This is a genomic window from Calothrix sp. UHCC 0171, from assembly GCF_034931845.1.
GTDB lineage: Bacteria > Cyanobacteriota > Cyanobacteriia > Cyanobacteriales > Nostocaceae > Brunnivagina.
The window spans coordinates 70,938-86,357 of record NZ_JAYGHN010000028.1; the positions used below are offsets into that span (position 1 = coordinate 70,938).

General features: G+C 39.5%; 15 protein-coding genes. 8 read left to right on the top strand and 7 right to left on the bottom strand.

The window, feature by feature from the left end:
- Window positions 1-9 precede the first annotated feature (9 nt).
- From VB733_RS19460 to VB733_RS19470, 3 genes are all read left to right on the top strand, one after another.
- Window positions 10-900: an aspartoacylase gene (locus VB733_RS19460; protein WP_323341713.1), complete on the top strand. Its 891-nt coding sequence runs from the start codon at window positions 10-12 to the stop codon at window positions 898-900.
- Window positions 901-1,364: 464 nt separating this feature from the next.
- Window positions 1,365-1,487: a hypothetical protein gene (locus VB733_RS19465; protein WP_323341714.1), complete on the top strand. Its 123-nt coding sequence runs from the start codon at window positions 1,365-1,367 to the stop codon at window positions 1,485-1,487.
- 420 nt (window positions 1,488-1,907) lie between these two features.
- On the top strand, window positions 1,908-3,608 hold the full coding sequence (locus tag VB733_RS19470) for an MBL fold metallo-hydrolase (protein WP_323341725.1): 1,701 nt from the start codon (window positions 1,908-1,910) through the stop codon (window positions 3,606-3,608).
- A gap of 139 nt (window positions 3,609-3,747) precedes the next feature.
- On the opposite strand, the gene VB733_RS19475 is transcribed toward VB733_RS19470, so the two are convergent.
- From VB733_RS19475 to VB733_RS19490, 4 genes are all read right to left on the bottom strand, one after another.
- The gene (locus VB733_RS19475; protein ID WP_096610020.1) at window positions 3,748-4,059 is read right to left on the bottom strand and encodes a DUF6679 family protein; all 312 of its coding nucleotides are present in this window, start codon (window positions 4,057-4,059) and stop codon (window positions 3,748-3,750) included.
- A 619-nt stretch (window positions 4,060-4,678) separates the two neighbouring features.
- The gene (locus VB733_RS19480; protein ID WP_096610018.1) at window positions 4,679-4,888 is read right to left on the bottom strand and encodes a hypothetical protein; all 210 of its coding nucleotides are present in this window, start codon (window positions 4,886-4,888) and stop codon (window positions 4,679-4,681) included.
- A gap of 396 nt (window positions 4,889-5,284) precedes the next feature.
- The gene (locus tag VB733_RS19485; RefSeq protein ID WP_323341715.1) at window positions 5,285-6,088 is read right to left on the bottom strand and encodes a Nif3-like dinuclear metal center hexameric protein; all 804 of its coding nucleotides are present in this window, start codon (window positions 6,086-6,088) and stop codon (window positions 5,285-5,287) included.
- Between the two features lie 11 nt (window positions 6,089-6,099).
- On the bottom strand, window positions 6,100-6,843 hold the full coding sequence (locus tag VB733_RS19490) for a hypothetical protein (RefSeq protein ID WP_323341716.1): 744 nt from the start codon (window positions 6,841-6,843) through the stop codon (window positions 6,100-6,102).
- A 300-nt stretch (window positions 6,844-7,143) separates the two neighbouring features.
- Between VB733_RS19490 and VB733_RS19495 the strand changes: the two genes are divergently transcribed.
- The gene (locus VB733_RS19495; RefSeq protein WP_323341726.1) at window positions 7,144-7,743 is read left to right on the top strand and encodes a tRNA-(ms[2]io[6]A)-hydroxylase; all 600 of its coding nucleotides are present in this window, start codon (window positions 7,144-7,146) and stop codon (window positions 7,741-7,743) included.
- 119 nt (window positions 7,744-7,862) lie between these two features.
- On the opposite strand, the gene VB733_RS19500 is transcribed toward VB733_RS19495, so the two are convergent.
- Both VB733_RS19500 and VB733_RS19505 read right to left on the bottom strand, forming a co-directional pair.
- Window positions 7,863-8,795, bottom strand: coding sequence for a DUF2382 domain-containing protein (locus VB733_RS19500; protein ID WP_323341717.1), 933 nt, complete (start codon window positions 8,793-8,795; stop codon window positions 7,863-7,865).
- Between the two features lie 216 nt (window positions 8,796-9,011).
- Window positions 9,012-10,121 (bottom strand): WD40 repeat domain-containing protein, encoded by a 1,110-nt coding sequence (locus VB733_RS19505; RefSeq protein WP_323341718.1) that lies wholly within the window; start codon window positions 10,119-10,121, stop codon window positions 9,012-9,014.
- Window positions 10,122-10,372: 251 nt separating this feature from the next.
- Here VB733_RS19505 and VB733_RS19510 point away from each other — a divergent pair, with 251 nt between their 5' ends.
- The 4 genes from VB733_RS19510 to VB733_RS19525 all read left to right on the top strand — a co-directional run bounded on the left by VB733_RS19510 (window position 10,373) and on the right by VB733_RS19525 (window position 13,987).
- Window positions 10,373-11,002 (top strand): bifunctional 4-hydroxy-2-oxoglutarate aldolase/2-dehydro-3-deoxy-phosphogluconate aldolase, encoded by a 630-nt coding sequence (locus VB733_RS19510; RefSeq protein WP_323341719.1) that lies wholly within the window; start codon window positions 10,373-10,375, stop codon window positions 11,000-11,002.
- A gap of 95 nt (window positions 11,003-11,097) precedes the next feature.
- Window positions 11,098-11,616 carry a GNAT family N-acetyltransferase gene (locus VB733_RS19515; RefSeq protein ID WP_323341720.1) on the top strand — a complete coding sequence of 173 codons (519 nt, stop codon included), beginning with the start codon at window positions 11,098-11,100 and terminating at the stop codon, window positions 11,614-11,616.
- Window positions 11,617-11,805: 189 nt separating this feature from the next.
- Entirely contained in the window at window positions 11,806-12,210 is a 405-nt protein-coding gene (gene psb27 / locus VB733_RS19520; protein ID WP_323341721.1) for a photosystem II protein Psb27, read from the top strand.
- A 280-nt stretch (window positions 12,211-12,490) separates the two neighbouring features.
- Complete coding sequence (locus VB733_RS19525; RefSeq protein WP_323341722.1) at window positions 12,491-13,987, top strand: family 10 glycosylhydrolase; 1,497 nt, start codon at window positions 12,491-12,493, stop codon at window positions 13,985-13,987.
- A 312-nt stretch (window positions 13,988-14,299) separates the two neighbouring features.
- Here the strand turns inward: VB733_RS19525 and VB733_RS19530 are convergent, their stop codons facing one another.
- Window positions 14,300-15,040 (bottom strand): hypothetical protein, encoded by a 741-nt coding sequence (locus VB733_RS19530; protein WP_323341723.1) that lies wholly within the window; start codon window positions 15,038-15,040, stop codon window positions 14,300-14,302.
- Between the last annotated feature and the right edge of the window lie 380 nt (window positions 15,041-15,420).

Genomic DNA, 15,420 nt, shown 5'->3' on the forward strand with positions numbered 1-15,420 from the left:
GCTAGAGTCATGAGTTTAAATCATATTCATCGTGTTGCTATCGTTGGAGGAACCCACGGCAATGAGCTAACTGGGATATTTTTAATTAAAAAATTTGAGGATTCCCCAAGTTTAATTCAGCGAGCAAGTTTTGAAACTGTGACTTTGTTTGCTAATCCGAAAGCATACACAATTGGTAAGCGATATTATCAAACAGATTTGAATCGATGTTTTACACGTGGAGATTTAGAAAACCCGAATTTATCTACCTATGAAGCCCAACGTGCCCAAGAAATTTATCGCACCTTTGGTACTGGTGGCGAAAAACAAGCAGATTTTGTCATAGATTTGCATAGCACGACATCAAATATGGGTTTAACGCTGATTATCCCTAGTTTAAATCGCTTTCATTTAGAATTATCGGCTTATCTTGTCTCAGTAAATCCAGAAATAAAAGTTCTTTATTCAATTACTCAGCATGAGGAAAATCCACATCTAGATTCCATTTCTACCTTTGGTTGTACTGTCGAAGTTGGTGCTGTTGCCCAGGGAATATTAGATGCCAATTTATTTCAACAAACTGAAGCTCTGGTACTGGCAATTCTTGATTTTGTGGAGATTTATAATCAAGGGAATAATCATCTTGTTAAGAACCAATTGGTGGTTTATCAAGTTACCCACACAATCGATTTTCCCAGAAATGAATTGGGAGAAATTCAGGCAATGATTCATCCTCGTTTGCAATTTCAAGATTACCAGCCGTTAAATCCTGGTGAAGCGATGTTTTTAACTTTCGATCATCAGAATATTACTTACCCAGGGGATTCAACTGTATATCCTGTTTTCATTAATGAAGCTGCTTATTATGAGAAAGGAGTTGCCATGTGTGTAACTCAAATTTCGGAAATCAGCCTGGAATAATTCAGCAATTTTAATACTGTCTGCTCTCAGTAGTAAAATCAACGATAAGTATAAGAAATATTTAAAATTTTCAAATATAATCGCATAATTATTTAATTATTATTTAATAATTGTCTTGAATAGCCTTTGAAAGAGCAATAGTCAGGGAAGAATAACAGAAAATAATATCTATAAGTAAATCTCTATCAATATAATTGGGGGCTGCTTTTTTAGTTATTTAGATTTTGATCTTCTTTTTGAACATACAGCTAAATCTGCCAATGTATCGATAAAATGCGGATAATATTTGCTACTTCGGTAGATAGACAGGTTTGCAGAAAAGTTTTACAATTTGACTTATCTCTAGTAAGTTAACTCATTGCTTAATTAAAATAACCATAGTAAAGATTTGTAAGTAACACTGTTGTGAAGACAGAGTTGCGGTCTCTGAAATTAAAAAATCTTGCACAAAGGAAATCAAAACAATGGATGTAAAACTAATTTTAGCCGTATTCACAGTTGTCTTTACTGTAGCTTGTTTATTCTTCGGCACAAAAAATGGATTTTATGATTCGGATAATTATCACGGAAATGGTTCGGCACACTAATCAAGCAACGAATCCATATTCTGCACTAAATGTTGGATATTGAATTTCAATCTCTAACGAGGATGTTTGAGAGAATGTGTGAACATGATGGTTGTGGCAACAACACCCTCAAGACCTAACACCCTAAACTCTTCTGGATTGGAAGTAAAGAATAAACACAAACTTTCCCACTTCTCTTCTCCAGGAGCAGAAATTCGGATCAGGTTTTGGGTGTTATATTACGATTCTGATTTTCCAAACATCCTTTGAGAGCAATCTCCAATTACGATTGCTGGGGTATAACATTAGCCTCAAGGCTTAACCCCAGCTTACACTTATCTTAAAATTTAACGACGTTTAATTTGGTTGATACCAGTTTGATGTAGGAGCATGAGCGATACTCCTTGGGAGAAGCCTAACCTGCGCCAACAGGAAGCGGATATGCAAAAGGAATCATCTAACGATGATACAGAGCATCCGCTCGACGGCAAAGATATTTCGGTATCCTCACGATCTAGTTTTGGGGAATCAACTTGCGATTTAGAATGTTTTGCCTATGGGGTTCACCATAACGGTGAAGGTGTTTGTCTATTAATCAGAATGGGACAACACCGGATTTTGCTTGACTGTGGTTTGTCTGATATTTCAAGTTTGGTGCAAGCTGTCACAAAATCAGCGCGTCCAGGAAAATCACCATTACCAGCAGATTTGGTTCTCACCAGTCATGCCCACCCCGATCATGCACGAGGTCTTTTAAAGCTGCATGAAATTTATCCTTTGTTACCAATTTATGGTAGTGAGGTGACAAGTCAACTATTACCTCTGAATTGGTTAGAACGAGAAGATAAAGAGAATTTACATTTTTGCCAAGCTTTGCCGTTACGATCGCCCATTGAATTGAAGCCGGGATTAATTGTGGAGTTATTTCCCGCCGGACATTTGCCTGGTGCTGTCGCGACTTTACTTACCTACACCACCCCCCAACGCACCTACAAACTACTTTACACTGGCGATTTTTTCCTATCCAATTCTCGCCTAGTTGAAGGTTTACGCTTGGAAGAATTGCGGGGTTTGGAACTCGATGTTTTAATTATTGAGGGTTCCTATGGTACAGCCAGACACCCTCACCGACGTAACCAAGAAAATCAACTGGCAGAAAGAATTAATCGTGCGATCGCAGATGGTTATTCTGTGCTGATGCCGACTTCCGGCTTGGGTTTAGGGCAAGAATTACTCATGTTGCTTCGCAGCCACCATCATTTTACCGGACGGGATTTGGATATTTGGGTTGATGGGACTGTGGCTATTGGTTGTGATGTATACCTAGAATTATTACCGCACTTACCTGCGTCCGTCCAAAACTTTGCCCGTCATCAGCCTTTATTTTGGGATGAAAGAGTACGTCCCCGCGTGCGGAAAATACCACTAGAAAGGCGCGCAGCCGTTGGTAAAGCACCTTGTATTGTCCTAACTGACTTTAACATTGATATTGAAGAATACTGTCAACCCGAAACAGGACCTTGGTTGATTCTAATACCAGAAAAAAAGCAATTTGCAATTGACAAAAATCTCTCGCCATCGATACAGGTCGAAAATTACTTTTTAGCACAGCATAGTGATGGTCCAGGGACAACCCAATTAATTCATAATTTGCGACCACAGCATGTTATTTTTGTCCACGGTTCACCTGTTTATTTAGCCGATTTAACCAGCCTGGATGAGCTACAAAATCGCTATCACGTACATTCACCATCTCCAGGTGTATTAGTTGAACTACCCATCGGCGATACTTTTTTGCAGCCAGCCGCACCAGAAACTAACTATGAAGGCGAACTCACGGAATTAGGGACGGTAGTAACAATTACATTGCCAGATGCGATCGCGGCTGATCCTCGTTGGCGACAATTTGCCGATACAGGATTAATAGAAGCACGGTGGCAAGGTGAAGAGTTAGTTTTGCGTGGATTATCACAGCGCGAATTAATGAATCAAACCAGTGACAGATTTATGTGGCAAGATGTGGATTGTTGCGGAACTTGTCGGCATCAACGGGGAGGACGGTGTTGGAACCAGGCATCGCCACTGTACAACTTTCGGGTGACGCTGGAAGGGTATTGTCCAGCATTTGAAAGCCAGAAATAAATTTGACTACTTCAAACTTAAAACTTAAAACTTCAAACTTAAAACTTAAAACAAATAGCCCCCTTCCAAAGAATGAAAAGGGACTATCGTTAATCTTGTAAGCTTTGAACAAATACCCTGAACCGGGTAAATTTGGACTTTACTCTGGGCTAGAGTCAGGATAATGGTTACGGATACGTTCAGCCTCAGGACAATCTTCTGTTAAAAGTGGTTCAACGTTTCCACGAGGAACTGAAGCCAATTTCTGGGTGACAGCGCCTATACTTTCGAGGCGAACCATCTCTTCCCAAGAACAGATTTCGTCTTCTTCATCAGTTTCATATCGTAAGGTTACTAAATCTCCTTCTATATCGAGAATGCGGGCGCGCTCTATCCAGCGTTGCTGGTCCCGCAAGAAAACGCATACCTCCCGCCCATCACAGCACAATTGATAAATCTTGCGGTGTAGCATCTACTACTTCTGCCTTTTTATACAAAGTTAAATTTTTCAAAATCTGAGTATTCTCCCAATCTAGATAGCAACATTTGAAGGTCCGAAAAACTAACACCTCAAAAGCACTTTTAGTCTTCTCTAGCTATTCAGAGAATATCTCTCTCATAGAAATCGCATAACTCAGGATACTGCCTTACCAGATTAATCATCACTGGTGAGTCCTTATTCTCATTGTGTAATAAATTATACTCTAAAAAAAGAGTTAGTTGCGGTTGTATGAGTTGCCTGTTTGTACTTTTTGGCATCGCTGGGAACTCTAGGGACTAGGCTTTACTTTTACCCTTGTGTATTACGATCTTAGCTCATTCTCTCGCTGACCTAAACTATTTTGAGTAATAACTTTGAGTAAAAACAACGAAACTGTTTTTTTTATGGGTTATTAAGATTTGTATAGTTTGTTTTCAGGTCTACTTGACAGCCAAGAAGGATAGTGGAAGTAGACATAAATGATGTCTCAGATAAGGTTAGATTAGTAATTGTACTTCAATGGTACTAAAAATTCTATATAAAGTGAGACTCTTTGCAAGAATAATTCAATAATCTGGCATTGAGAGTAATAATAAAGCTTTATTTACATTTATTTAAACTGCATTAGCAATTCAAACCAGTGGCTTGAGGGGGCTTCTCGCTTCACTGTTCCAGCCTGAACCGCGTTACGCAGAGCAACTAAAGCTGCTAAATCATCGGGCAAATAACTTTTTGCCGCTAATACTTGCAGAAGCAGACCTTCTGACTCAACACTTAAATATCCAGTCTGGAAAGCAGATTCAACCAAAGAGCGAATCATTTTTATTGAGGGCGTAATTAGGGGTTTATATACTCCACTGTGGAATATTTTTATCTATTGTCGGTTGACGTGAGTCAGCCTAAATAGGTGATGTATATCTCTCAATCTCTGTGATTAAAATCACAACGTATACATAAAGTATTGACTATGCCTAAAATGCTTACTATTTAGAGCTATTTTCGTTATTTATAGTTAGTGATTAATTTTTAACACAATCACAAATGTAGCTTTAAATACTCATGAGTTAGTATTATTAACTAATCTGCTGAATGTGCTTGTAATCAACATTTTTCCGACTGCAACTGCTGAAATGAAAGATAGCTAACAAATTTTGAGCCGTTTGCAGTCACCCTAGATTGGAGTTTTGCGCCCTGTGGAAAGCAATTGCGGATGAAATTATTGAAAAAACACGCGAAAATCTTCATCAAATCTACTTAATTGTGCCCAATCAATACCTAAAGTTTGAAGTTTTTTCACAAGTTGCTCACAGGCGGGTCGTTCAGTTGCATAATGTCCAGCATCAATGAGAATGAGATTGCGATCGCGACTTTCTTGGAACTGATGAAATTTGCAATCGGATGTCAGGTAGGCTTGAGCGCCAGTCTTCACAGTTGCCGAAATGAAGCTAGCACCAGAACCACCTAAAACAGCTACCCGTTCGATGTTTTGGCTCAAGTCGGCTGTGGGTGAAAAAATTAGATTAGGTGGTGCCAGACGATTTTGAATCACTCCCAATAAATCACGTAAAGTTAGAGAGGGGTTTAAATTTCCAACTCGTCCGTATCCCAAGCCATTTTGAGTCGGTACAATAGCTATAGTTTCCTGAAGTTCGAGAAGTTGCGCCAAAACATCAGCAGTACCATCTTCAACTTGATCGAAATTCGTATGGGCAGTATAGATACCAATCTTGTGAATAAAAGCTAAACGTACCATATCCGCGATCGCATCACCAGTACGAAAAGATTTTTGGGGACTAAAAATTAATGGATGGTGAGCAAAAATTAAATTGACAGCAGTTCCTTCATTCCGCAGCGCGATCGCCTCTTGCATTACTGCTAAAGTTGGGGTTAAGCATACTAATACCTTGGCGTTTTCTTCTAAAACTCCAGGTTCAACTTGCCAACCGCAATTATCCCAACTTTCTTGCCAAGCCGGATTTGCCCAAGATTCAAACCAGTTAATTAAGTCTATGATTTTCATTTAGTTATTAATTATTCCAGATTATTAAGAATTGCTAACGCAGCTTGTTCACGCATCTCATCAAAGGGTTTATCCCATATTGGATGAGCATTCCAATTCCATGCAGCAACAGGAATCATTTGAGTATCAGCGAGATAGGTGAGCAAACGATACTCATCTTCTGGATTGCGTGGAAAGCAGAAAGAATTACGAAAACGACCACGTGAGATATGATGATATCGCTGATCTTTTACGCCCACTAAATTTAATATTTCTTCACCTTTAGCAAGTAAATAGTCTAAAAAAATAGGATTAAATGGTTGGACATGGGAACGATTGTCTGGGTCTTTTTTTACCCACCGTGCCCAATCAAATCCATACATAAAATCATGTACATAGCGAAAACGTATTTTCCCCCGACAACCAAATATATTCATTAAATCAACAATTTTTTTGCTGAAAGAATCCAGAAATATAATTGCTCCATCCTCTGCACTCAGGCATTGTTCAAGCATATGCAAAACAATTAAATCAAAATCCCAGAAAATATTTTCTGGGAAATTTTCTAACTGAGCATAAAGTATAATTTCGATAGTGTGGTGAAGACAGTCGATAATTTCCTGATCGCCAGTCTTTTCACTGACTAAATTACCTATTTCTTGAAAGCTGGTAATTAAATTGCGATCGGGGCTGAGTGAAAGTGGTTGGATACCATGTTGGGCAATGATTTCATCAAGAACCTGAAAATTAGATATTGATATTGCTTTATCATTCATTTGTAGTTCACATTTATTACAATAAATTCAATGTTTGACAACAATGCCTAATACACATTGACCCAAATACACTTTGAATGTAATTTATGAATTATTGTAATATTAAACTTGAATATGCTATGTAAACATTTCTATAATGATTTAGATATTGAATTTAGATACTGGATATGTAGCGGCTTTTGATGGGAAAGTCGCTACATATCTAAAGATGAGTTTCAAATGCGAGTTGCGATCGCATTTTTGCTTAATCAAACATAAAATGAAACAGGAGTCTTGGGAACTTAAACAGTGCAAAAGATAGTGCAAACCGAGCAATTACCAACTATAAATGCTCTCAAAGAACCGACTAGCAAGGCTTGGATTGAGCAAGCGCTTTCTAATCTAGATATTATCTTGCTTGACCATTCGCACTGCGAACGTAAAGCTGCTGGTGTTGCTTTAAATTTTATGTTTGCCTATCCCTCTAATACGAAAATGGTAAGGGAATTAACCAAAATAGCTCAAGAGGAACTAGAACACTTTGAGCTAGTTAATCAATGGCTCGAACGTCGCCATATACCCCTAGCACCCCTACCTCCGCCTCCCTATGGTGCTGCTTTAAAGGCGCAAGTTCGCCCTCATAAACCATATAAATTTCTTGATTCTTTGTTAGTGACTGGTTTAATTGAAGCTCGCAGTCACGAACGCTTAGGGTTACTCGCCACACATTGCCCTGAGCCGGAGTTGGCTAGGTTTTATCGGAGCTTGATGGCATCAGAAGCTCGGCATTTTGGGATTTATTGGGTATTAGCTGATACTTATTTTGACAGACAAGTTGTGATGGAGCGATTAGATGAATTAGCGGTGGTGGAGAGTGAGATATTATCTACTTTGCATCCTGAACCCAGAATTCATAGTTAGGAAATCGGAGGAGTGATTGTTTGTAGTGTTTGTTGGTGGTGGGATGGAAAGACATGGAGATGCCGATTTCTGCACCTCCGTGTCTATTGCTGACAGTAGCAACTTAAAAACAAATTAGCTTAATGGCGTTCATCGATGGGAAGATCAGGTGCATCCACATCCAATTCCTCACGACGGATTGTTTCTTGAGTTTCAACGGTATCTTGGTCTACAACTTTGCTGACTCGAACTTCTTCACGGACAAAAGTTTCTTTGCGAATATCTGGGGTTTCTTCATAGATATCCACACGGGCGACTTCCCCTTCTTGGAAAGCTGTAGAACCAGGAGAGGTTATTGCTTCATTGCTGGGCGTAACCCGCTCAATCACGACTCGCTCTTTTTCAAGTGGCATTGCAACTCGTGTGGTTTCAGTTTCGACATGCTTACCAATCGTCACTTCTCCGGTTTTACGACGTTGCTTGTTAGCAACTAAGCGTTCTTCGTATAAGCGTAAGGTTTGATGGTCGCGATCATTCAAATCGTAAAGTGATGGTTCTTGGGCGTAATTGTAGCTGTCGCGATCGTAGACTGGAGTATCTAGTGTTGGTTGATATGCTCCCCCCATACCAAGTGCAGGTGCATCGAGAGGTGTGGCAGGTTCAAGTGCTGCTGGGGTATCAACAACACGAGAATCACCATAATTATTTATTGTGTTTGGATTCCGATAAACACCGCGCACTCTTTCTTCATAGTCGTAATCAAGAGTCAGACGTTCGTCAAATTCTGGTAAATCTTCTGCTTGTTGACGAGTCATGCCAATTGCGTAAACGCGGTCTGCATTGTAATCAATACGCGATCGCCCAATCGGTAGCAATACTTTTTTCCCAAAAATCCAGAAACCTAAGTCAACAACTAAATAGCGAAAATGACCTTCTTCATCAACTAAAATATCACTAATAGTACCAATTTTGTCATCACTTGTTTCTGTATAAACACCTAAACCTTTAATGTCATTCTCTTGAAAAACATCACGGTAATCTGCGTCAAAATCAGCAATTTTATAAAGTGACATATGATTCGCCCCCAAATTACAATCAAACGTTTTATTTGCTTGTAATCAGTCTAAAAAATATTTAATTTTGCTCCATCTTTCTTTAGTTTGAGTTAAATCAATATGCAAAAATCTAAAGTCTGATTTATTAGTTTTATTCGTCTTTCTCTGCGTCCCCCAGTTTCCCTATCTCCACATCAGTTTTCTTGGAGACAAACCTAATTCAACAGTCAGGACTTACCTCACCTGAAGTACATCAATGGGAAACTGGGATAAATACGCCCCTCCTCCATGTCCGATCGCAATTTTTTCCCCATCGGGACTAAAGCGAACACTGCTTGGGTACAATCGATCTAGATTATGATTATTAGCTGCTGGAACCAAGGTTTGTAGAAGTTTACCATCTGCGAGGTTCCACAACTTGACGGAAGCATCTAACGATGTTGTCGCCAGGGTTAAACTATTAGGACTAATGGCGATCGCTTTTATGCCTTCGGGAGAAGGTGATTTGATTGTATTTGTGAGTTCGCCATTGTTGGCGTTCCAAATTTTGATTTCGGTTTCGCTACCGCTAATTATTTTTTTGCCGTCTGCTGTCAAGCCCACAAAGCTAATATAACTACTATTTCCGGGGAGATTACGAATTAATTTACCTGTTTGTAAATCCCACATTTTTAAGCTATTGTCGCTTTTTTCGTCGGGAGAACCACCCCCACTCACGAGAATTTTACCATCAGGACTAATGGCAAGCGATCGCACCCAACTACCATGCCCGGTGAGGGTGTTGATTAATTTACCTGTTTGCCAATGCCATAGTTTAATGGTTTGATCGTAACTACTACTAACTAAGGTTTGTCCGTCGGGAGTGATGGCTAAAGCTGTAATCCCCAAGCTGTGACTGTTTAAATTACGGATAATTTGACCATTTTTCATGCTTGTAATCCGAATTGCTTTGTCACTATTCGGCTTGGCTGTGCCACCTGCACTAATTAAGGTTTGTGCGTCTGGGGTAATTAATACTGCTTGCACACCTTCTTTATGCCCAGGGAAGGAACGAACTACCTTTTGTGTCAACAAGTTCCACAATTGAATTGTTTCGTCAAAACTAGCGCTAACCAAGAATTTACCATTACGACTAAAAGCTAAATCGGAAACATCCCAAATATGCCTCCGCAAACTGTAAAGCGGACGATTTTTGTCTACGTTTTTGGCAATCGGCGCGTTTGTCGGCAATGTTAAAGATGGTTTTTTTGTCTGGGATAGGGATGGACTAACCTGAACATAGGTTAAAGTTGCCACAATTCCCAGAAAAGCGGTTGTTTTGTTGAATAATTGTTTGTAATTCATGTCTGAATTGATGCACTTACCTTGCAATTAAACAGAGAACAAATATCAGACTTCACCGTTGTTAAGTGGTAACATAATGTACCAAAAACCAGGTAATGGCAGATTTTTCACAATTACTCATGTAACCTAGATCAAGAGTTGCAACTTCATTAATCCAGAATCCACATGGGTATTGCTACGTGTAAACAAAAGTAACATTAATCTGGTTAATTTTATAATTTGTTCATGAATAATAGTGAATTTTTAATTAGATGATTGATGGTTGGGTATCAAAATTACGAAAATATCGAGCGATCGCCGTAATTCGAGCTTCTCATTTAGAACTGGGTTGGCACATGGCTAATGCTGTTGCCGCAGGTGGAGTCAAACTCATTGAAATTACCTGGAATAGTAGCAATGCAGGTAATTTAATTAACAAACTCCGCAGCGAATTGCCTGACTGTATTATCGGTACAGGAACAGTATTAAATCTCCGAGACTTAAACAATGCCATCTCCGCCGGGGCAGAGTATGTCTTTACACCTCACGTTGACCCGGAATTAATTACTGCAAGTATCAAGAAAAACATCCCCATGAATCCAGGGGCACTAACTCCCACGGAAATTATTAGTGCTTGGAATTTAGGTGTACCTTGTATTAAAGTGTTTCCCGTACAATCTCTGGGCGGTGCGAACTATATCAAAAGCTTACAGGGACCCCTAGGACATATTCCCCTAATTCCTACTGGTGGTGTCACCTTAGAAAATGCTCACAATTTTCTCCAAGCCGGAGCGATCGCAGTTGGTGTTAGTAGTGAATTATTCCCCAAACCTCTCATCGAAACAGGCAATTGGGATGCGATCGTTCAAAATGCACAAACCTTAGTGCAGATGATTGCCTAAAACAGCAGTTTAGACTCAGAATTCTGTGGGAGAAATATGCTAAATTTAGCTACCTTATTTACAATTGAATTTCGATCAGAATTAGTCTTGGTTTTATGCAAGTTGAGCAAATAGAAACCCAGAGGCTTCGAGGTGAGAGAATACACCCATCGGATTGGAAATATTATTGGAAAATGGCTTCTAATATCGAAGTTATGGCAACCTTAGGAGGTACTTGGAGTCGAGAAGAAGCCCAAGATAGTCTCACATCCAACTGCAAGCAATGGGAATATTACGGACATGGACAGTGGATTTTTTTTGACAAAAAGACTGACATATTTGTAGGGCGAGGAGGGATTAGAAGAGTAATAGTCAATGGTAGTGAAGAAGTTGAACTTGGCTATGCTTTGATGCCGGAATTTTGGGGTCAAGGTTTGGCGGTAGAAATTGGTACAAAATCATTAGAAATAGCATTTAATCACTTTAATTATGAGAGCGTTGTTTGTTACACTCTCATCGCCAACAAAAGGTCTGAACGGGTAATGCAAAAAATAGGTTTTTTATATGAAGCCAATATTATCCACGCCAACTTACCTCATGTTTTTTATCGATATCAAAATCCTCAAAATAGTTAATTGGGTGTAGAAGAACTGAGCGGAGATGGGGAGATGGGGCGATTGTTATTCGATACAAATTCCCAAATCATCCCGCAATTATGGAATGTGATCGGTTTTGAAACGGACTGGATATGACTTTTCCTTTCCCCCGGATACCAATCCAAGATAGTATGGACTTTGATTTAGGTATTGTTTCACTTAATGTTTATGAAGCGCTATTTGTCACGCCTGCTTTCTTTGGTATTGGTTGTAGTCATCGGTTTGATGAGTTTTCCCTCTTCTGCCAATGCAGACACCTTAACTGGAAACTATAGTCAAGATACTTTAACAGTCGTTAACATTCTCAAAAATATTTTAGAATTGCCCAATGATGCGCCAGATAGAGGGGTAGTCCAAACAGAAGCGCGTCAAAAAATAAATGAGTTTGCGGCTCGTTACCAACGTAATAGCTCAGTTGCTAGCCTCAGTTCTTTTACCACCATGCGAACTGCACTCAACTCTCTGGCTGGACATTACAGTTCCTATCCTAACCGTCCCGTACCACAAAAGCTCAAAGACCGTTTACAAGAAGAATTTGTCCAGGTTGAATCTGCTTTGCGACGTGGCGCTTAAGCAAAACCCAAGATTATTTACTGTTTATTTACCATGAGGTGGGCAAGTACCCACCTTCTAAATACTTACTATTTACTTATTTAAAATTAGTATAAAAAACTACAATATATTTATCTGTCGTGAATTAGAAATAATCACAATTGATTAATATTGATTAATTATGCTTGCAAATACATTATTTATTTGTGTGTCTGTTATATTCGAGTGACTGAACCTGCCTATAAAAGCAGACTCTTCTTTATGTAAATTGTTAATCTAAAATTCAAAAGCAAAAATTAGTATGCCCAATCGTCCCTTGAATGTTGCAAAACCAATGTTCTTTTGGCGACATCTTTTAGCTGTCTTTGTCACTAGTAGTTTGCTTTTACCGTTTTTAGCAAATAAACCAATTTCAGCCCAGGTTAACGAGTATTGCCAATTATCACCTCGAAGCGTGCAAGAAAAAGAAAACCTGCGAATTTCAGCACTGCGGGGAAATGAAGCCGCACAAATTAGCTACAAACAAATACTGAAACAACATGCACAAATTATCAAAGAATGTCGCCAGCAAAACTGGTTAAAAGTCCAAGCGATTTGGTTGCGCTTGTACCCTTGTGATATCAAAGCTGGTTCCCTCGATCGCATTATGGATCGAATTGCCAATAAGGGCTATAACCAGGTTTACGTTGAAACTTTCTATGATGGTAGGGTTTTGCTACCTGCAAATCGTAACCCAACCCCATGGAAATCAGTAGTTAATCTGCCCGGTGCAGAAAATGCCGATTTACTAGCAGCAGCAATTCAAAAAGGGCGACAACGTGGTTTAAAAGTATACTCTTGGATGTATACCAATAACTTTGGTTACAGCTATGCCCAAAGAAAAGATCGAGAAAATGCGATCGCTCGTAACGGTAAAGGACAAACCAGTTTATACGTTGTCGATAACGGCACTCAAGTATTTATAGACCCCTATAATAAACAAGCCAAAGCCGATTATTACCGGATGGTAGAGGAAGTAGCACGTCGTCGTCCCGATGGTATATTATTCGACTACGTGCGTTATCCCCGTCAAGCAGGTGAAGATTCTATCGCCACTAAAGTTACAGATTTGTGGCTATATACAGAAGCTACCCAACAAGCATTATTTAGAAGGGCAAAAAATTACAAAGGTTTAGAATTAATTCGTCGCTTTATTGGCAAAGGATATATTACAGTCAGCGATATTAACGACACAGATAGATTATATCCCCAAGAAAACGAACCTTTGTGGCAAGGTCGTAATCCCACCATGCAAAAAGCGATTATCCCCCCAGGATTACGCCAACCACAACTGCAATCAGAATTGTGGCAACTTTCCGTAGCCCATGCCATGCAGGGAATAGTTGATTTTGTGAATATGGCTGCATACCCAGCCCAAAAAATGGGTATCCCCGCAGGTACAGTCTTTTTTCCCGAAGGTAATCAAATACTAGGACAAGGTTATGACTCGCGCTTGCAACCTTGGGACAGATTTCCCAGCAGTTTAGAATGGCATCCCATGTCCTATGCTAACTGTGGCAATGCTGGTTGTATAGCTCAACAAGTTGAGCGTGTATTGAGAATTTCTCAATCAGACACCCAAATCATACCAGCGATCGCCGGTAGCTGGGGAAAATCAATTAGCAATCGTCCATCCTTAGAAATCCAAATGCAAGCCTTGCGACAATTTGCCCCCCGTGTTCGCGGAATTAGTCACTTTGCTTATTCATGGCAATACCCCCAACATGATAGCGATCGAAAATTCTGTCAAGCACAATAATATTAGGTTTCTTTGCTGATGCTTAAACCGACACGGAGATGGGGAGATGGGGAGATGGGGAGATGGGGAGATGGGGAGATAAGGGGACGCGGAGAAAATTAAGAATAACTGATTCGTTGAAATTGAGATGATTCTAGGGTTTTGTGGGCAAGAAATAAGCTTATGAGGTAATTTACGAAGCTTTGATAAGCTGATGTGGGGCTAAATTGTATAAGACGAAAACGTCAAATTACTGTAGTGTGGAGAGGAGTTTCCAGGGAGATATTCTTCACGGAAAACTCCAGGGCATCTTGCTTGCGTCCCATATACAAATTAAATACGCGACAGCTTATCAATATCTATTGGTGAGCTACTTTGTGTATACACATTTTGCATCACACCTGCCATTTCCATAACCCTAAAAGTAAAATCTAATAATTCAGAATCAGATAACTGTCGGCGTGAAGTTTTCCCATAGTGCTGCTGTAAATACCTGCGCCCCTGTTCTGGTTTCCAAGCTAACTGAGTCAGATATTTATCTATCTGCGTCATCATTTGCAGCCTTAATTCCCCATGCGTGATGTTTTGTCCTGAATTTGCCGCAACTCGACTAATTTTATCGGTGACTCGTTCTTCTAAAGCTTGTAAATCAATCTCTCTATGTCCATTCCAGCTAAAATCAACTACTCGATAGGTTGTAGGATCATAAACGTTGCAAAAAACTACCGTTTTATCCCCAGGACTAACCGCAATTGTTAAAGGATTTCGCAACTGTTCGATAGTTAAGGCATCCAGCGATAACAACAAACTCTTTGAGAAAATTGATTCTCGCCCAGAGCGAATTACATAAGGCTTATCAGCCAAAATCGCCAAATCAGTTTTGCTAGTTAATCCAAACTTAGTTTCAACACTTTTATTACATTCAATCCCTGTAATTATCCCAGTTAACCCTTTGTCGTAAATCGGTATTTGCTTTTCATCTTCGGCAAGCATATACCAACATACATCTCCTTCTCTACTGACAAAGACATATTGCACTCTGGGAATAGAGCCAAACCCTAACTTAATATCCATATGTCCTCACTGTGCTTATATATTCAACTTGGTACCGTAATTTTTGACAAATTCTTCCAGGTGAGTCACCTAAATTTATACTTCCCAAATTAGTAATTAATTTTTCTGTATGAAGAATATTTGCGAATCCTCATGCTCCAGTAATTTTGTTTGTTAGTGCAATTGTACTATAAAAATCAAAAATGGTATGATGTATTTTTAGAAGAAATAGGGAATTATCAACCAATACGGTTCAGTTAAGGATAATTGTGGGTTGGGTGTGACGCAGTGGAACGCAACAAAATCTTGAAAATGTTGGGTTGCGTTTCACTCCACCCAACCTACGCAATTCAACATTTTTGGCTCTAACTGAACCGTATTGAATTATCAACAACAAATCA